At 72.8% G+C, this 17,853-nt stretch carries 17 protein-coding genes; 4 read left to right on the top strand and 13 right to left on the bottom strand.

Annotated elements, in window-relative coordinates:
- Positions 1 to 9 precede the first annotated feature (9 nt).
- Together BJ989_RS08875 and BJ989_RS08870 are read right to left on the bottom strand one after the other, a co-directional pair.
- Positions 10 to 1,191 (bottom strand): 3-hydroxyacyl-CoA dehydrogenase NAD-binding domain-containing protein, encoded by a 1,182-nt coding sequence (locus BJ989_RS08875; RefSeq protein WP_179517900.1) that lies wholly within the window; start codon positions 1,189 to 1,191, stop codon positions 10 to 12.
- A gap of 107 nt (positions 1,192 to 1,298) precedes the next feature.
- Positions 1,299 to 2,897, bottom strand: a complete 1,599-nt coding sequence (locus BJ989_RS08870; protein WP_179517899.1) for an alanine/glycine:cation symporter family protein — start codon at positions 2,895 to 2,897, stop codon at positions 1,299 to 1,301.
- A gap of 115 nt (positions 2,898 to 3,012) precedes the next feature.
- On the opposite strand from BJ989_RS08870, the gene nucS reads away from it, so the two are divergent.
- On the top strand, positions 3,013 to 3,687 hold the full coding sequence (nucS, locus tag BJ989_RS08865; protein WP_179517898.1) for an endonuclease NucS: 675 nt from the start codon (positions 3,013 to 3,015) through the stop codon (positions 3,685 to 3,687).
- Positions 3,688 to 3,735: 48 nt separating this feature from the next.
- Here nucS and BJ989_RS08860 read toward each other — a convergent pair whose 3' ends face one another.
- Together BJ989_RS08860 and BJ989_RS08855 are read right to left on the bottom strand one after the other, a co-directional pair.
- Entirely contained in the window at positions 3,736 to 5,187 is a 1,452-nt protein-coding gene (locus tag BJ989_RS08860; RefSeq protein WP_179517897.1) for a PAS domain S-box protein, read from the bottom strand.
- Between the two features lie 118 nt (positions 5,188 to 5,305).
- Positions 5,306 to 6,265: an FAD-dependent oxidoreductase gene (locus tag BJ989_RS08855; protein WP_179517896.1), complete on the bottom strand. Its 960-nt coding sequence runs from the start codon at positions 6,263 to 6,265 to the stop codon at positions 5,306 to 5,308.
- Positions 6,266 to 6,347: 82 nt separating this feature from the next.
- Here BJ989_RS08855 and BJ989_RS08850 point away from each other — a divergent pair, with 82 nt between their 5' ends.
- Positions 6,348 to 7,532 (top strand): alpha/beta hydrolase family protein, encoded by a 1,185-nt coding sequence (locus tag BJ989_RS08850; protein ID WP_179517895.1) that lies wholly within the window; start codon positions 6,348 to 6,350, stop codon positions 7,530 to 7,532.
- A gap of 36 nt (positions 7,533 to 7,568) precedes the next feature.
- Here BJ989_RS08850 and BJ989_RS08845 read toward each other — a convergent pair whose 3' ends face one another.
- The gene (locus BJ989_RS08845; protein WP_179517894.1) at positions 7,569 to 9,578 is read right to left on the bottom strand and encodes a protein meaA; all 2,010 of its coding nucleotides are present in this window, start codon (positions 9,576 to 9,578) and stop codon (positions 7,569 to 7,571) included.
- Positions 9,579 to 9,675: 97 nt separating this feature from the next.
- Positions 9,676 to 10,017, bottom strand: coding sequence for an STAS domain-containing protein (locus tag BJ989_RS08840; RefSeq protein ID WP_179517893.1), 342 nt, complete (start codon positions 10,015 to 10,017; stop codon positions 9,676 to 9,678).
- 254 nt (positions 10,018 to 10,271) lie between these two features.
- On the opposite strand from BJ989_RS08840, the gene BJ989_RS08835 reads away from it, so the two are divergent.
- Positions 10,272 to 10,847: a cob(I)yrinic acid a,c-diamide adenosyltransferase gene (locus BJ989_RS08835; protein WP_179517892.1), complete on the top strand. Its 576-nt coding sequence runs from the start codon at positions 10,272 to 10,274 to the stop codon at positions 10,845 to 10,847.
- On the top strand, positions 10,840 to 11,268 hold the full coding sequence (locus BJ989_RS08830; protein ID WP_179517891.1) for a hypothetical protein: 429 nt from the start codon (positions 10,840 to 10,842) through the stop codon (positions 11,266 to 11,268). The genes BJ989_RS08835 and BJ989_RS08830 overlap by 8 nt, the downstream gene beginning before the upstream one ends.
- Positions 11,269 to 11,288: 20 nt before the next feature.
- Here the strand turns inward: BJ989_RS08830 and BJ989_RS08825 are convergent, their stop codons facing one another.
- The 7 genes from BJ989_RS08825 to BJ989_RS08795 form a co-directional block, all read right to left on the bottom strand.
- A complete protein-coding gene (locus BJ989_RS08825; RefSeq protein WP_179517890.1) occupies positions 11,289 to 11,741 on the bottom strand; it encodes a DUF2550 domain-containing protein in 453 nt (150 codons plus the stop codon).
- A 180-nt stretch (positions 11,742 to 11,921) separates the two neighbouring features.
- The gene (locus tag BJ989_RS08820) at positions 11,922 to 12,314 is read right to left on the bottom strand and encodes a F0F1 ATP synthase subunit epsilon (RefSeq protein ID WP_179517889.1); all 393 of its coding nucleotides are present in this window, start codon (positions 12,312 to 12,314) and stop codon (positions 11,922 to 11,924) included.
- Between the two features lie 37 nt (positions 12,315 to 12,351).
- Complete coding sequence (gene atpD / locus BJ989_RS08815; protein ID WP_179517888.1) at positions 12,352 to 13,806, bottom strand: F0F1 ATP synthase subunit beta; 1,455 nt, start codon at positions 13,804 to 13,806, stop codon at positions 12,352 to 12,354.
- 3 nt (positions 13,807 to 13,809) lie between these two features.
- Positions 13,810 to 14,745, bottom strand: coding sequence for a F0F1 ATP synthase subunit gamma (locus BJ989_RS08810; protein WP_179517887.1), 936 nt, complete (start codon positions 14,743 to 14,745; stop codon positions 13,810 to 13,812).
- Positions 14,746 to 14,748: 3 nt separating this feature from the next.
- Complete coding sequence (atpA, locus tag BJ989_RS08805; RefSeq protein WP_179517886.1) at positions 14,749 to 16,389, bottom strand: F0F1 ATP synthase subunit alpha; 1,641 nt, start codon at positions 16,387 to 16,389, stop codon at positions 14,749 to 14,751.
- Positions 16,390 to 16,471: 82 nt separating this feature from the next.
- On the bottom strand, positions 16,472 to 17,278 hold the full coding sequence (locus BJ989_RS08800) for a F0F1 ATP synthase subunit delta (protein WP_179517885.1): 807 nt from the start codon (positions 17,276 to 17,278) through the stop codon (positions 16,472 to 16,474).
- Complete coding sequence (locus BJ989_RS08795; protein ID WP_179517884.1) at positions 17,278 to 17,829, bottom strand: F0F1 ATP synthase subunit B; 552 nt, start codon at positions 17,827 to 17,829, stop codon at positions 17,278 to 17,280. Before BJ989_RS08795 ends, BJ989_RS08800 begins: the two co-directional genes overlap by 1 nt.
- Between the last annotated feature and the right edge of the window lie 24 nt (positions 17,830 to 17,853).

Below are 17,853 nucleotides of genomic sequence, written 5' to 3'. Positions count from 1 at the left end.
GACGCCCGCTCAGCGGTAGTCGTGGAACCCCTGACCGGTCTTGCGACCGAGCCGGCCCTCGGCGACGGCCTGCTCGAGGGAGGCGGCCGGCGCGAAGCCCGGCTCGCCGAACTCGGCGTGCAGCTGCTGCTGGATCGCCAGCGACACGTCGTTGCCGACGACGTCGAGCAGCTGGAAGGGACCCATCGGGAAGCCGGCGTGCTCCTTGACGGCCGCGTCGAGCTCCGCCAGGGAGGCGGCACCGGTCTCGGCGAGCTTCGCGGCGTCGTTGAGGTAGGGGAAGAGCAGGCAGTTGACGATGAAGCCGGAGCGGTCGCCGCAGGACACGGCCACCTTGCCGACCTGGGCGCACAGCGCCTGGACCGTCTCGTCGACGTCGGCGGCGGTGGCCTCGGTGGTCACGACCTCGACCAGCTTCATGATGGTGGCGGGGTTGAAGAAGTGCATGCCCACGACGTCCTGCGGTCGTGAGGTCGCCTCGCCGAGGCGGGTGATCGGCAGCGACGAGGTGGTCGTCGCGAGGATCGCGCCCGGCCGGCAGATGCGGTCGAGGTCGGCGAAGAGCTCGGTCTTGACCGCGAGGTCCTCCGCGATCGCCTCGACGACCAGGTCGACGTCGGCGAGCGCCTCGCGGGTGGTCGCACCGGTGAGCCGCGCGAGCACCTGCTCGCGAGCGGCGTCGTCGAGGCGGCCCTTCTCGACCAGCTTGGCCGTGCCCTTCTCGATGCCGGCGCGCACGGCGGCGACCTTGTCGTCGGTGCGGCCGACGTAGACGACCTCCAGCCCGCTCTGCGCGAAGACCTGCGCAATACCGGCGGCCATGGTGCCGGTGCCGACCACGCCGACACGTGCGACCGGCCGGCGCAGCCGGGGCTCGTCGACGGTGCCGTCGGTCGTCTCCTCGGCGAAGGTGCGGCCCTCGACCGCGAGCTTCTCCAGCAGGTCCGCGGGCCGGTGCAGCGGGTCGCCGGTCTCGGCGTGCAGGGCCGCCAGCCCGTCGCGGACCGCGGCCGCCCCGCGCTGGTCGATCGTCGCCAGGGGCCCGACCGGGTAGCCGCAGCCGAAGCGCATCGCGGCGTCGATGTCGGCGCCCGTGGCGTAGCCCGACTCGTACATCCGCACGGCGTGGTTGAGGTAGGGCAGGACCAGGGTGTCGGTCAGCTGGGCGGGGGTGGCACCGGAGGAGGTCATGCGCGGCAGTGTGACACCGCGTGCTACCGGTCAGTAAGGGTCCGTCCGCGACCCGGGCTGAGACGTCGGTCACGCCTCGCCCGGGCCGGGCCGGGCCCGCGGTGGCCTCACGTGGTGGCGCGCTCCTCCACCGGGACCTCGGCGATCTCGCCCGTGCGCCGTCCCTCGCGGAAGCTGCGCAGCTCGTCGCGCACCTTCGGCAGCAGGATGTAGCAGGCCAGCAGGTTGAAGATCGCGCAGACGAAGAGCATCGAGTCGGCGAAGGTGAGCACCGAGCCGAACGAGATGACCGTGCCGACGACGGTGAAGAGGCAGAAGAGCACCTTGAAGACGTTCTCGCTCGTCCGCGTGCGGCCGAAGAGCGTCGTCCACGCCTTCATCGTGTAGTAGCTCCAGGTGATGAGCGTGGAGAAGGCGAACAGCACCACGGCGACCGTCAGCACGATGTCGAAGCCGGGCAGGAAGGTGTCGAACGCATCGGCCGTCACGAGCACGCCGTCGGGGACGTCGCCCTCCTGCGCCTGCTGCTGGGCGTCGGCGTAGAAGGCGGTGTCGGCGATGACGATGGTCAGCGCCGTCATGGTGCAGATGATGACCGTGTCGATGAACGGCTCGAGCAGCGCGACGAAGCCCTCGCTGACCGGGTGCTTGGTCTTGACGGCCGAGTGCGCGATCGGCGCCGAGCCGACACCCGCCTCGTTGGAGAAGGCCGCGCGCTGGAAGCCGATGATCAGCACGCCGACGGCACCGCCCGCGACGCCCTCCGGGGCGAACGCCCCCGTGACGATCGCGCCGATGGCCTCGGGCACCTGCCCCACGTTGCCCAGGATCACCAGCAGGCAGGCGACGACGTAGATGAGGGCCATCGCCGGCACGAGGCGCGCGGTGACCTTGCCGATCGAGGTGATGCCCCCGATGATCACGGCGCCCACGAGCGCGGCGAGCACGATGCCGAAGACCAGGGCCGCGCCGGCCGAGCCGAGCGGGCCGTCCTCGCCACCGGTGACGTCGCGCACCTGCGCGAAGGTCTGGTTGGCCTGGAACATGTTGCCGCCCACGGCGCCGAAGAAGAACAGGGCGACGGCGAAGATGCCGGTGAAGACGGTGCTCGTGAGGGTGCCGAAGCGGGCGAAGGCGACCGGGAGGTACTTGAACGGGCCTCCGGTGACCGTGCCGTCCTCGTGGATCTCGCGGTACTTCACGCCGAGGGTGCACTCGACGAACTTCGTGCACATGCCGAGCAGTCCGGCGACGATCATCCAGAAGGTCGCGCCGGGCCCACCGAGCGCGACCGCGGCACCCACGCCGGCAATGTTGCCGAGGCCGACCGTGCCGGACACGGCCGAGGAGAGCGCCTGGAAGTGGCTGACCTCGCCGGGGTCGCTCTGGCGGGAGTACTTCCCGCGCACCAGGTCGACCGAGGTGCGCCAGCTCGTGAACTGGATGCCGCGGAAGTAGACGGTGAAGATCGCGGCAGCAGCCACCAGCCAGAAGACGATGAGCGGGAAGGTGACCGACCCGATCGTGACGCTGAAGAAGATGACGTCGGCCACCGCGGTCGCGATCGGGTCGAAGCCGTCGCTGATCGCGGTCTCCAGGTCGCCGAGCCAGCCGTCCTGGGTGGCTTCGGCCGCCAGGGCGACGCGGTCGGGGGTGGCGACGGCGGGGCCTCCGGCGAGGGGCAGCAGGGGTGTGGTCGCTGACATGGTCCACCACACAACCCCACCGCCCCAGCGGGCGCAACCCGCACGGGTGAGCAGGCGCACACCGTGACCGCACCGTGACCCGACCCCCGACCCCCGTCGGGGTAGGTTGCCGCCCGTGAGACTCGTCGTGGCCCGCTGCCAGGTCGACTACGCCGGTCGGCTCACCGCCCACCTGCCGATGGCCACCCGGGTGCTCATGCTGAAGGCCGACGGCAGCGTGCTGGTCCACTCCGACGGCGGCTCCTACAAGCCGCTGAACTGGATGTCGCCGCCGTGCACCGTGCGCGAGGGCGTCGGCGAGGACGGCCGTGTCGAGTGGGTGGTGACCGGCAAGAACGACGACACCCTGCGCATCGTCGTCGACGAGGTGCTCCACGACTCCCGCCACGACCTCGGTGTCGACCCGGGCCTGGTCAAGGACGGCGTCGAGAAGCACCTGCAGGAGCTGCTGGCCGAGCACCCCGCCTCGCTGGCCGAGGGGCTGACGCTCGTGCGACGGGAGTACCCCACCGCCATCGGTCCGGTCGACCTCATGTGCCGCGACGCCGCGGGCGCCTCGGTCGCGGTCGAGGTCAAGCGGCGCGGGGAGATCGACGGGGTGGAGCAGCTCACGCGCTACCTCGAGCTGCTCAACCGCGACCCGCTGCTGGCGCCCGTGCGCGGGATCTTCGCCGCCCAGGAGATCAGGCCGCAGGCCCGCGTGCTCGCCGCCGACCGCGGGATCGCGTGCGCGGTCGTCGACTACGACGCCCTGCGCGGCATGGACGACTCCGAGCACCGCCTCTTCTGAGCCCGACACCGCACCCGGGTCGCCGAGGGCGGCACCCGGCGGTCCGGCTCAGGCGGCGGGCACCGGGAGCCAGACGCTGAAGGTGCTCCCCTCCCCCGGCGTGCTGGCCACCTCGACCCTCCCGCCGTGGGCCTCGACGACGGCACGCACGATCGACAACCCGAGACCCGCGCCCTGCACGTGGGAGGAGACCGCCGACGGTGCGCGGTAGAGGCGCTCGAAGACCAGGCGCGTCTCCTGCTCGCTCATGCCGACACCCGTGTCGCTGACCCGGACCAGCACCTCGTCCTCGTCGCGGCCGAGCTGCACCCGGATCGACCCCCCGCGGGGGGTGAACTTCGCGGCGTTGGTGAGCAGGTTGTCGAGCAGCTGCCCGAGGCGGCGCGGGTCGCCGGCCACCGGCGGCACCGCGTCGAGGTCGACGACGAGCTCCAGGCCCGCGTCGGTGAGCAGCGGGCGCGCCGACTCGACCGCCCCGGCGACCACGGAACCGAGGTCGACCGGCTCGCGGTCGAGCGCGAGCTGCTCGGCGTGGACGGAGGCGACCGTGAGGAGGTCGTTGACCAGGTTGAGCTCCCGCGTGGCGTTGCGCTGCACCACCGACAGCATCTGGCGCGCCACCGGGCCCAGCTCGTCGTCGTCGAGGTCGGCGAGCAGCTCGGTGTAGCCCAGGATCGAGGTGAGGGGCGTGCGCAGCTCGTGGGAGACGGTCGCGATCAGCTCGTCGCGGATGCGGTCGGTCTCGTCGCGCACCCGCTGGCGGTCGCTCACGTCGCGGACGGCGGCGGAGAAGAGCACGCCGTCGCCGGTCGCGAGCGGCGAGAGCGAGATGTCGGCCGGGAACTGGGTGCCGTCGCGCCGCAGCGCGAAGAGCTGCTCGTCGCCCATCGGGCGGTGGGTGGCGGCACGCGAGAAGGTGCCGCGGCGCTCGGGGTGGCCACCGCGGAAGCGGTGGGGCACGAGCACCTCGACCGGCTGACCCACCAGCTCGGCGCGGGACCAGCCGAACATCCGCTCGGCCTGCTCGTTGACGAGCACGACCTGGCCGTCGGCGTCGACGATCACCATGGCGTCGGGGGCCGCCTCCAGCAGGTCGCGGAAGAGCGTGCCGGTGGACTGCCGACGTGCGGCGTCGCGCAGCCCGATCCCGAGCACCGTGCGCCCGGCGGCGTCGCGCACCGGCGTCGTCGAGACGTCGACCGCCACCTCGCTCCCGTCGGCGCGCAGCAGCGCCAGCCCACCACCGTGGGTGCCGTCCATCGGCACCGCCACGGGGTCGGCGAGGTAGCGGCCCAGTCCCAGCTCGACGCGCTCCACGAGCCGCTCGGGGAGCAGGGCGAGGACGCTGCTGCCGACCAGCTCGCCGCGCGACCGGCCCAGCAGCGTCTCGGCCGCGGCGTTCACGTGCAGCACCTCGCCCTCGGCGGAGACCACGAGGTGGGCGTCCGGGCTGTGCTCGAGCAGCGCCTGGGCTAGCACGGGGTCGACCTGGTCGTCCACGCCGCCTCCTCTCGCCGTCGCCCGCGCGGCCACGCGGGCGGCTCGACCCGGTGCCGCACGGTGCCGCACGGTCCCGCACGGTGCTCCAGGGTGCCGCACGGCACCGACGGACCCGAGGTTACGACGTCGGGGCGGCCGGCGCGTCGCCGCTCCGGGCGAGGAGCCTCACGACCTCCTCGGCGCACCCCCAGGCCAGCGTGACGCCCGCCCCGCCGTGGCCGTAGCAGTGGACGACGTCGCCGACGCGCTCGACCCGCACGGCCGGCCGCACGGGTCGCAGTCCCACACGGTGCGCCACCACCCGGCGCCCGCGCACCTCCGGCACGAGCCGGGCCGCGCGGGCCAGCAGCTCCTCGACGGTGGCCGGGTCGGGGCTGCGGCTCCACTCCCCCTCCTGCGCGGTGCCCCCGACGACGACCACCTCGCCCCGGGGCACGACGTACGTCGGTCCGGCGGCGTCGAGCCACCAGCGCTCGAGGCCCCACTGCTCGACGTGGACCACCTGGCCGCGCACGGGCACCACGGAGCGGTCCCCGGCGAGCAGGCGGGCACCCAGGCCCGCGCAGTCGACGACGACCACACCGTCGGCGCGGGGCAGCGCCGTGAGCGCGGCGCGCGTGAGGGTGCCCCCGAGCGCGTGCACCCGCGCGGCGAGCCACGGCAGGTGCACCGCGGTGTCGACCACCGGCGCCCGGAAGGTCCAGCCGTCGCCCCACCCCGCGGGCAGTGCGGTCTCGCGGGTCAGCGCCGGCACGGCCGGGCGCCACCAGGGGTCCGGCGTGCGCGCGGCGAGCACCTCGGTGCCCTCGAGCACCCGCACCCCCGCCTCCGGCTCGGTGTCGGCGAGCGCGTCGAGCACGGCGTACGACGTCGCCGCCCAGGCGGTGACCCGCTCCTGCGGGAGGGCGCGGTAGGGGTACCAGAGCGCGGCTGCCACGGCCGAGGTCGTCTCGAGCGGGAGGTCGCGCGCCAGCACGTCGACGCGGTGGCCCGCCTCGAGCAGCCGCACGGCGCAGGTGAGGCCCACGACGCCCGCCCCGACCACGACCACCCGCGTGCTGCCGCCTCCCGCGCCCACGCCGGAAGTGTGCCGCAGGTCACCACGCCTGCGTAACGCAGGTCACACCCGGTCGTTGAGCGCGGTGTCGAGAGGAGCCCCCGTGTCCCCCCTGCACCGCACCCGCCGGACCCCCCGCCGCGCTCGTGCCCTGACCCGCCTCGCCACCGCGCTGCTGCTGACTGCGCCCGTCGCGTTGGTCGCGACCCCGCCCGCCAGCGGCGGGCCGGCGCCCGCTGCGGCGTCCGCCCAGCCCGCGGCCCGGGTCGCCCTGACGCCGCGCCGACGCGTCGACCTCGACGAGGTGGTGAGCCGGCCCGTCGCCTTCCGGGTCACCAACACCAACCGCACCGCGATGCCCTGCGTCGCCGACGGCGAGACCTACGTGCTCCGCGGTCGCCTCCTCGCGCAGCGTCGCGAGCTGCAGCGCCCCTTCGAGATGTTCCGGGTGCTCCTGCACGTGCACGACGTGACGACCGGCCGGTGGTTCTGGAACCTCGGCCGGCACCCCGCGGTCGACCACGCCCGGCAATTGGCGCGCCGCGGGCACGTCTCGGTGGTGCTCGACCGGCTCGGCTACGACAGCAGCGGCAGCGCCCTGCTCGACGGCAGCGGCACGTGCTTCGGGGCGCAGGCCGACATGCTCCACCAGGTGGTGCAGCAGCTGCGCACCGGTCGCTGCACCGCCCGCATCCCGCGCAAGCGGGCCGGGCACGTCGTGACCGTCGGCCACTCGGTGGGCGCGGCCATCGCGCAGCTCGAGGCGGCCACGTGGCGCGACGTCGCGGGCACCGTGCAGATGTCGTGGACCAACCAGGGTCCGACCCCCGCGGCCGTGCAGGAGGTCGGCGACCAGCACCAGCGCTGCGCCTCCGGCGGCGACCGCGTCGACGAGCGCACCAACTACGCCTTCTTCGGCGCGACCGCCGAGGACTTCCGCTCCCTGCTCTTCGCCACCGCCTCCCCCGCGGTGCAGGCGACCGCGAGCCGCCTGCGCAACCCCGACCCGTGCGGCGACGCGCTGAGCCTGGCCTCGCTCGTCGCGACCAACAACGCCCTCGCCGGTGAGCTGCAGGCCAAGCTCTTCCTGCTCTACGGCGGGGCAGACGCGCTCAACGCCCCCGAGGCACGCGCGGCGCACCGGGCGTCGTTCGCCAACGCCTTCGAGATCGACGAGGCCGTGGTCGAGGGCGCGGGCAGCGCCCTCCCGCTCGAGGCGAGCGCGGCCACCACACGTCGGCTCCTCGACGCGTGGCTGTGCCGCGAGCTGTCGTGCCCGGCCGACTGAGGGGGCGGGGCCGGGGCCGACCGGTCGTGGCCGGGCTCAGTCGAGGCCGTGGGCCCGGCGGATGACCTCGACGATGCCGCCCATGATCTCGGTCAGCCCGAAGTCCTTCGGGGTGTAGACCGCCGCCACGCCCTGCTCCTCGAGGCGCCGGGCGTCCGAGGTCGGGATGATGCCGCCGACGATGACGGGCACGTCGCCGAGCCCGGCGTCGCGCAGCCCCTCGAGGACGGTCGGGACCAGCTCCATGTGGGAGCCCGAGAGGATCGACAGGCCGACGCAGTGGACGTCCTCGGCGACCGCGGCCGCGACGATCTGCTCCGGGGTCAGCCGGATGCCCTGGTAGACCACCTCGAAGCCGGCGTCGCGGGCACGCACGGCGACCTGCTCGGCGCCGTTGGAGTGCCCGTCGAGACCGGGCTTGCCGACGAGCAGGCGCAGCCGACCGCCGAGCTCCTCGCCCGTGGCCCTGACCCGCTCGCGGACCGTGGTGAGGTCGGCGCCCGCCTCGGCGACGCCGACGGCGCCGCTGACGCCGGTGGGGGCACGGAACTCGCCGAAGACCTCGCGCAGCGTGCCGGCCCACTCGCCGGTCGTCGCACCGGCCCGGGCGGCGGCGAGCGTGGCCTCCATGAGGTTGACGCCGCTCTTCGCGTCGGCGGCGAGCCGCTCGAGCGCGGCGGTCACCTCGGTCTCGTCGCGCTGCGCCTTCCACTCCTCCACGCTGCGCCGGGCGGCCCGCTCGGCCTCGGGGTCGGCGACCTGGATCGCGGTGTCGAGGTCGGCGGTCAGCGGCGAGGGCTCGGTGGTCTCGAAGCAGTTGACGCCGACGATCTTCTCCTCGCCGGACTCGATGCGCGCCCGACGGGCCGCGTGGGCGCTCACGAGCGCCTGCTTCATGTAGCCGGACTCGACGGCCGCGATGGCGCCGCCCATGGCCTGCACCCGGTCGATCTCCTCCCGGGCACCGGCGACGAGCTCGGCCACCTTCGCCTCGACGACGTGCGAGCCGGCGAAGATGTCGTCGTACTCCAGGAGGTCGGACTCGTAGGCCAGCACCTGCTGCAGCCGCAGCGACCACTGCTGGTCCCAGGGCCGCGGCAGGCCGAGCGCCTCGTTCCACGCCGGCAGCTGCACGGCGCGGGCGCGGGCGTCCTTGCTGAGCGTGACGCCCAGCATCTCCAGCACGATGCGCTGCACGTTGTTCTCGGGCTGCGCCTCGGTCAGGCCGAGCGAGTTGACCTGCACGCCGTAGCGGAAGCGGCGCATCTTGGGGTCCTCGACGCCGTAGCGCTCGCGGGTGATCTCGTCCCACAGCTGGGTGAAGGCCCGCATCTTGCAGGTCTCCTCGACGAAGCGGACCCCCGCGTTGACGAAGAAGGAGATGCGGCCGACGACCCGGGGGAAGTCCTCGTCGGAGACCTGCCCGGCGGCCTTGACCTGGTCGAGCACGGCGATCGCGGTGCACAGCGCGTAGGCGAGCTCCTGCGTCGGCGTGGCCCCGGCCTCCTGCAGGTGGTAGCTGCAGATGTTGATCGGGTTCCACTTCGGGATCTGGTGGACCGTGTAGGCGATCATGTCGCTGATCAGGCGCAGCGAGTGCTCGGGCGGGAAGACGTAGGTCCCCCGCGAGAGGTACTCCTTGATGATGTCGTTCTGCGTGGTGCCGGCGAGCTGCGCGGCGACCTCCTCGGGCGAGAGGTCGGGGTTCTGCTCCTCGGCCACCACCTGGTACATCGCGAGCAGCCACATCGCCGTGGCGTTGATGGTCATCGAGGTGTTCATCCCGGTGAGCGGGATGTCGTCGAAGAGCGCGCGCATCTCGCCGAGGTGCGGCACCGGCACGCCGACCTTGCCGACCTCGCCGCGCGCGAGCGCGTCGTCGGGGTCGTAGCCCGTCTGCGTCGGCAGGTCGAAGGCGACCGAGAGACCGGTCTGGCCCTTGGCGAGGTTGCCGCGGTAGAGCGCGTTGGACGCCTTCGCCGTCGAGTGGCCGGCGTAGGTCCGCATGACCCAGGGACGGTCCTTCTCGCGCTTCTCGCTGCTCATGAGGGGCAGACTAGGGCGCAGGCGACTCGTCGGTAACCCCGTGCGACGCACGCCACACGGCCGGCGGGGCCTCGTCGGTCCGGAGTCAGCGCGGACCTCAGGCCGGGACCGCCACGCGCTCGACCTCCACGGCCCGGATCAGGTGGCTGAGGTGCAGCAGGCGGCGCACCGCGGGACCGCAGCCGCGCAGGACGACGTGGTGGCCCTCGCGCTGCGCCTGGTGGCTCGCCGCGGCCAGCACCCGCAGCGCGGTGAGGTCGACCCCGTGCACCTCGGCGAGGTCGACCACCACGGTGCGGTGCTCGGCCAGCAGGGCGTGGAGCGCGTCGCGCACCTCGGCGGTGCAGCGGGCGTCGAAGGACCCGACCAGCCGGATCGTGGCGCCGTCGGCGTCGCCGGTCGCGCCGACGTCGGAGAGGGTGTGGACGCTCGTGGTCATGCCTGCCCCTTGCCGGTGCCCGAGCCGCTCGGGCACCTGTGCGCCGACGCCGCCCGTGCGACGCCTGTCACGAATGTGACGCAGAAGTACCCCGTCGGGTTGCACCCACACCGTCACGGCGGCGCGCAGGAGCAGATCGACCGGCTTCCGGGCACCGGAGGCCTCCGCCGTCCGGTACGTGACGCGTGGGGCGGCTGGGGCTCGTGGTGCGACGAGCGGGCGCCGGACGTGCGTGCCGCGGCTAGGGTGCGCTCATGGTCAACCTCACCCGGATCTACACCCGCACCGGCGACGCCGGCGAGACCAGGCTCGGCGACATGAGCCTGACGTCGAAGACCGACACCCGCCTCGCGGCGTACGCCGACGTGGACGAGACCAACGCGCACGTCGGCGTGGCGCTGGCCACCGGCGGGCTCGACGACGCGGTCGTCACCCTCCTGACGCGGGTGCAGAACGACCTCTTCGACGTGGGCGCCGACTTCGCGACGCCGGTGGTGCCCGACCCGGAGTTCCCGCCGCTGCGGGTCCTCCCCGACTACGTCGAGCGGCTCGAGGCGTGGTGCGACGAGTACAACGAGCACCTCACTCCACTGCGCTCCTTCATCCTCAACGGAGGCACCCCGGCCGCGGCGCAGCTGCACGTCGCCCGCACCGTCTGCCGGCGCGCCGAGCGCTCGGCCTGGGCCGCCTGGGCGGAGCACGAGGCCACGATGAACAAGGTCGCGATCACCTACCTCAACCGGCTCTCCGACCTGCTCTTCATCCTCGCCCGCCACGCCAACCTCGAGCGCGGCGACGTGCTGTGGGTGCCCGGTGGCGAGCGTGGCTGACGACGCGCTGGACACCGCGCTCGGCCTGACCCTGCGCTGGCGCGCGGCCGTCGTGCCGCCGGAGGTCGAGGCACCGCGGGTCGGCGAGGCCGAGGACGACCCCGCGGCCGACCCCCTGCCGAGCGCCGATCCGGCGTGGGACGCCGCTGTCGCACTGCTCGCGGTCGACCCGGAGTTCCAGCGCCGCCGGGCGCTCGTCGACGACGTCGCGCTGCACGTGGTCGTGCGCGAGTCCGAGGAGGCGACGCTCGCGGCCTACCCCGAGGACGGGCCGACGACCGCGGTCGTCATGGTCGTGCCGGTCGTCGACCACCTCGGCGACGACGAGGTGCCGCTCCCCCTCGAGGAGCGCGTGCAGGCCCACCTCGACGCTCTCGTCACCCTCGTCGTCGAGACCCAGGCGGCCCTCGGCCGCGACTGAGCCGCAGCCCCTCGCCCGGCTCAGCGGACGGGGCCGGACTCCCAGCTCGCCCCGGGCGGTCCGGACTCCAGCCACGACTGGAAGCCCATGAGCGAGGAGGGGCTCATCGCCATCTCGACCTCGCCGTGCGGCGTCGCGCAGCGCACGACGACGTGCTCGGCGTAGAGGCTCATCTGCTCCACGCCCCGCGCCTCGCGGCGGTCGGTGTAGCGCAGCTCGCGGCGGCGCCAGACCCGGCGCGGTCGCGGCGAGAGCGAGAAGATGCGGAACCACTCGAGCTCCTCGCCGGAGTAGCGCCCCAGCCCGAGCACCCAGCCGCGACCGTGGCGGTCGGCACGCACGCGGTGGCTGAGCTCGAAGGTGCCGCCGTGGCGCGAGAGGTAGCGCCGGCGCACGACCAGCGCGACACCGTAGAGGACGAGCAGCAGCAGCAGGAGGCCCGCGACGTCGAGCAGCCACTGCCACCACGGCATCGCCGCACCGCCTTCCTGTCCCGACCGCGCCTGTCCCGACCGCGCCTGTCCCGACCGCGCCTGCGAGGGTGCGCTCACCCTAACGGCCACCGGCGCCGACCCCGCAGGGGGTCGGCGCCGGTGACGACGGTCGGGCGACGGCGTGGCCGCGTGGCGTGCGCCGCGCCCGTCCGGGGTGGTTCAGGAGGCCTTCTCGACCGCCCGGATCCGGGCCTCGGCCAGGCGGACCGCCTGGATCGCGGCTTCGTCGTCCTCGCCGGCCGCCTGCGCTCGCTCGAGGTCGTGGCGCGCCTTCTCGAGGTCGATGTCGTGCGACATCTCGGCGTACTCGGCGAGCACGGAGACCCGCCCGGCCGCCACGGAGAGGAAGCCCGAGCTGACCGCGGCCACCCAGGTCTCCCCCTCGGCGGTCTGCACGTCGACGACGCCGTCGACGAGCAGCGAGAGCAGCGGGGCGTGGCCGGGCAGGATGCCCACGTCGCCCTCGGTGGTGCGGGCGATGACCTGCGTGGCCTCGCCCGACCACACGAGGCGGTCCGCGGAGACCAGCTCGACCTGCAGCGCGTCGGTCACGGTGCTGTCCTTCCTGGGGTTGTCGGGTGGGTGGCGGTCACAGGTTCTTCTGGATCTCCGCCCACTTGGCCTCGACGTCGTCGAGACCGCCGCACATGAAGAACGCCTGCTCGGCCACGTGGTCGTACTCACCGTCGGCGATCTTGTTGAACGCCTCGATGGTGTCGGCCACGGGCACCGTGGAGCCCTCGATGCCGGTGAACTGCTTGGCGACGTAGGTGTTCTGCGAGAGGAACCGCTGGATGCGGCGCGCCCGCGTCACGATGACCTTGTCCTCCTCGGAGAGCTCGTCGACACCGAGGATCGCGATGATGTCCTGGAGCTCCTTGTTGCGCTGCAGGATCTGCTTCACGCGGATCGCGCAGTCGTAGTGCGCCTGGCCGATGTACTGCGGGTCCAGGATGCGCGAGGTGGACGTCAGCGGGTCGACGGCCGGGTAGATGCCGAGCGAGGCGATCTCGCGCGAGAGCTCGGTGGTGGCGTCGAGGTGCGCGAAGGTCGTGGCCGGCGCGGGGTCGGTGTAGTCGTCGGCGGGCACGTAGATCGCCTGCAGCGAGGTGATCGAGTGACCGCGCGTCGAGGTGATCCGCTCCTGGAGCTGACCCATCTCGTCGGCGAGGTTGGGCTGGTAGCCCACCGCGGAGGGCATGCGGCCGAGCAGGGTCGAGACCTCGGACCCGGCCTGGGTGAAGCGGAAGATGTTGTCGATGAACAGCAGCACGTCCTGCTGCTGCACGTCGCGGAAGTACTCCGCCATCGTCAGGGCCGACAGCGCGACGCGCAGGCGGGTGCCCGGCGGCTCGTCCATCTGGCCGAAGACGAGCGCGGTCTGGCCGAGGACGCCCGCCTCCTCCATCTCCGCGATGAGGTCGTTGCCCTCGCGGGTGCGCTCACCCACGCCGGCGAAGACCGACACACCACCGTGGTCCTTGGCGACGCGCGCGATCATCTCCTGGATCAGCACGGTCTTGCCGACGCCCGCACCGCCGAAGAGGCCGATCTTGCCGCCCTGCACGTAGGGGGTGAGCAGGTCGATGACCTTGATGCCGGTCTCGAACATCTGGGTCTTGGCCTCGAGCTGGTCGAAGGCCGGCGCCTTGCGGTGGATGCCCCAGCGCTCGTTGACCTCCAGGCGCTCGCCCTCCTCGAGGTTGAGGCACTCGCCGGTGGTGTTGAACACCTTGCCGAGCGTCACGTCGCCGACGGGGACCGTGATCGGCTCGCCGGTGTCGGTGACGGTGGCGCCGCGCACCAGGCCGTCGGTGGGGCGCATCGAGATGGCGCGCACCATGCCGTCGCCGATGTGCTGGGCGACCTCGAGCGTGATCGTGTTGGTCTCGCCGCCGAGGGTGATCTCGACCTTGAGCGCGTTGTAGATGTCGGGCATGGCGTCGGTCGGGAACTCGATGTCCACGACCGGGCCGATGACGCGGGCGATCCGGCCGACGCCGCCGCCCTTGGTCTCGGTGCCCTCAGCAACAGTGGCAGTCATTTCTCACTCACTCCCGGCTTGTGCGTCGGCAAGGGCGTTGACGCCACCGACGATCTCGCTGATTTCTTGGGTGATGCCGGCCTGGCGGGCCTGGTTGGCGATCCGTGTGTACTTCTTGATGAGCTCGTCGGCGTTGTCCGTGGCCGACTTCATCGCCTTCTGGCGGGCCGCGAGCTCGGAGGCGGCGGCCTGCAGCAGGGCGAAGAAGATGCGGCTCTGGACGTAGCGCGGGAGCAGGGAGTCGAGCACGTCGGCGGGCGACGGCTCGAACTCGTAGAGCGGGAGCAGCTCGGCCTCGCCGGGCGCCTCGGTGCCCTCGACGACCTCGAGCGGCAGCAGGCGTACGGCGGTCGGCTCCTGCACCAGCATCGAGCGGAACCGCGTGTAGACCACGTGGACCTCGTCGACGCCCCGCACGGCCTCGTCGTCGCCGGCGGCCTCGCCGGTCTCGGCGAGGAACGCCTGGATCAGGGTGGCCCCGATCTCGGCCGCGACGTCGTAGGTGGGCTGGTCGGAGTGACCGGTCCACGCCCGCACGACCGGGCGCTGGCGGAACTTGAAGTACGCCTCGCCCTTGCGGCCGCTGACGTAGACGTCGACCTCCTTGCCCTCCTCGCGGAGCTTCTCGGTGAGCCGCTCCGCCTCCTTCAGCACGCTGGCGCTGTAGGCACCGGCGAGGCCGCGGTCGCTCGTCACGATCAGCAGCGCCGCCCGGCGGGGGTCGGTGGGCTCGGTGGTCAGCGCGTGGTCGACGTTGGAGAACGTCGCCACGGCCGAGACCGCACGGGTCAGCTCGCGGGCGTACGGCGCGGCCGCCTGCGCCCGCTGCTGCGCCTTGATGATGCGGGACGCAGCGATGAGCTCCATGGCGCGCGTGATCTTCTTCATCGACTCGGTCGATCGGATCCGCGCGCGGTACTCACGCAGCGATACGGCCATGGGTCAGCCCCGCTTCTGCTTGACGATCTGCTCCTGCTCGACGTCCTCGTCGGCCAGCGCCTCGTGGTCCTCGCGTCCCGCCTTGAGGGAGTGGCCCTCGGAGGTCTGGAACTGGTCGAGGAAGGAGTCGTAGGCCGAGGCCAGCGCGGCGGCGGTGTCGTCGTCGAACTTCAGCGACTCGCGGATCGAGGCGAGCACGCCGTCGTGCGAGCGGCGCAGGTAGTCGAGGAACTCCTGCTCGAAGCGCAGCACGTCGTCGGTCGGGACCTTGTCGAGGCGGCCGGTGGTGCCGGTCCACAGCGACACCGTCATCTCGTCGATCGGGTACGGCGAGTACTGCGGCTGCTTGAGCAGGGCCATCAGGCGCTGGCCGCGCTCGAGCTGCTGGCGCGAGGCCGCGTCGAGGTCGGAGGCGAACATCGCGAACGCCTCCATCGCGCGGAACTGCGCCAGGTCGACCTTGAGCGAGCCGGTGACGGCCTTCATCGCCTTGGTCATCGCCGCACCGCCCACGCGCGAGACCGAGACGCCGACGTCGATGGCCGGGCGCTGGTTCGAGGCGAAGAGGTCGGACTGCAGGAAGATCTGGCCGTCGGTGATCGAGATGACGTTGGTCGGGATGAACGCCGAGACGTCGTTGGCCTTGGTCTCGATGATCGGCAGACCGGTCATCGATCCGGCGCCGAGCTCGTCGGAGAGCTTCGCGCAGCGCTCGAGCAGCCGGGAGTGCAGGTAGAACACGTCGCCCGGGTAGGCCTCGCGGCCCGGCGGGCGGCGCAGCAGCAGCGACACGGCGCGGTAGGCCTCGGCCTGCTTGGTCAGGTCGTCGAAGACGATGAGGACGTGCTTGCCCTCGTACATCCAGTGCTGGCCGATGGCCGAGCCGGTGTAGGGCGCGAGGTACTTGAAGCCGGCCGAGTCGGACGCGGGCGAGGCCACGATCGTCGTGTACTCGAGCGCGCCGGCCTCCTCGAGGGCACCGCGCACCGAGGCGATGGTGGAGCCCTTCTGGCCGATGGCGACGTAGATGCAGCGGACCTGCTTGGTCGGGTCGCCCGACTCCCAGTTCTGCTTCTGGTTGATGATCGTGTCGATCGCGATCGTCGACTTGCCGGTCGCGCGGTCGCCGATGATGAGCTGGCGCTGGCCGCGGCCGATCGGGGTCATCGCGTCGATGGCCTTGATGCCGGTGGCGAGGGGCTCGTGCACCGACTTGCGCTGCACCACGGTGGGCGCCTGCAGCTCGAGCGCGCGGCGGCCGACGGTCTCGACCTCGCCGAGGCCGTCGATCGGGGTGCCGAGCGGGTCGACCACGCGACCGAGGTAGCCGTCGCCCACGGGCACGGAGAGGATCTCGCCGGTGCGGCGGACCGTCTGGCCCTCCTCGATGCCGGCGAAGTCGCCGAGGATGACGACGCCGATCTCGCGGGTGTCGAGGTTCAGCGCCAGGCCGAGCGTGCCGTCCTCGAACTCGAGGAGCTCGTTGGCCATGACCGAGGGCAGGCCGCTGACGCGGGCGATGCCGTCGCCGGCCTCGGCCACGGTGCCGACCTCCTCGCGGCTCGCGGTCTCGGGCTGGTAGTCCGACACGAAGCGCTGGAGCGCGTCCCGGATCTCGTCCGGACGGATAGAGAGCTCCGTCATCACTCTTCCTTCACGTTGTAGGTGCCCGGTGCGAGGGCGGGGTGGGTGTCCGGTCGGGACCGGGGGGTGCGGACGGGTCGGCTCAGCCGGCCAGCGCGCGCGTGGCCTCGTCGAGGCGGTTGCGCACCGTCCCGTCGATCACGTCGTCGCCGATCTCGACGCGGATGCCGCCGATGAGCCCGGGCTCGACCACGACGTTGAGGTGGACCTCGCGGCCGTGCTGGCGGGACAGGGCGTCGGTCAGACGCTGCCGGTCGGTGTCGGAGAGCGGGCGGGCCACGCGGACGGTGGCCACCCCCTGCCCGTGCACCTGGGCGGCGACCTGGGAGTACGCGGCCAGCGCCACACCGACGGTGCGGTAGGTGCCGGCCAGGGACTGCTCGACCAGGGCGACGGTCGCGGGGAGCGCCTTGCCCTCGAGGAGCGTGCGGACGAGTCCGCGCTTGTCCGCAGCGGACCGCGACGGGTCGGAGAGGGCGTCGCGCAGCTGCGGCTCCCCCTTGACCGTCTGGGCCACGGCGAAGAGCTCGTCGGCCAGGCGGCCGGCGTCAGCCTCGGAGCGGACGACCGCGATGACGCCCAGGTGCTCGACGGCGTCCGCGAGGTCGCGGGTCGTCGTCCAGCGCCGCTCGACGGCCGAGGCGACCAGGTCGAGCGCGGCGTCGTCGACCTTGCCGGCGAAGAGCTGGCGGACCAGCCCCGACTTGGCCTCCGCGGCGAGCGACGCGTCGGTCGCGACCCGGCGCAGGCCCGGCTCGGTGCGCAGGACGCCGGCGACCGAGAAGAGGTCACCGCCGACCCGAGCGGCGTCGGCCCCGCCGTCCACCCGGGCCGACAGCGCGTCGGTCAGGGTGGCGACGGCCTCGGCCGAGGCTCCGCGGAAGGCCATCAGCGCGCTCCGCCCGCGGCGGACTGGTCGCTCTCGAGCTCGGCGAGGAAGCGCTCGACCACGCGGCTCTGGCGAGCCTCGTCGTCCAGGCTCTCCCCGACGATGCGACCGGCCAGGCCGGTCGCGAGCGAGCCGACCTCGGCACGCAGGGAGGTGATCGCCTGCTGGCGCTCGGCCTCGATCTGCGTCTTGCCGTGCTCGACGATGCGCGAGGACTCGGCCTGCGCCTGCTCGCGCATCTCCGCGACGATCGCGGCCCCCTGCTCGCGGGCCTCCTCGCGGATGCGTGCCGCCTCGTGCCGGGCGTCGGCGAGCTGCTTCTCGAGCTCGGCGAGCTTGGCGTCGGCCTCGGCCTGCTTGGTCTCGGCCGCGGCGAGGCCGCCCTCGATCGCCTGCGTGCGCTCGGCGTACGTCGCCTCGAACTTCGGGACGACGTACTTCTTCACCAGGTAGAACAGGATGGCGAAGACGACGAGCGAGAGGATGATCTCGATCGTGGCCGGGACGAGCGGGTTCAGCTCCTCCGCCGCCAGCACGTTCTTCGTCTGCATGGGCCGGTCCTTCTTGTCGTCCTA

This window comes from Nocardioides perillae (assembly GCF_013409425.1).
In the GTDB taxonomy this organism is placed as follows: Bacteria; Actinomycetota; Actinomycetes; order Propionibacteriales; family Nocardioidaceae; genus Nocardioides; species Nocardioides perillae.
This window is presented reverse-complemented; position numbering and strand designations above follow the sequence as displayed.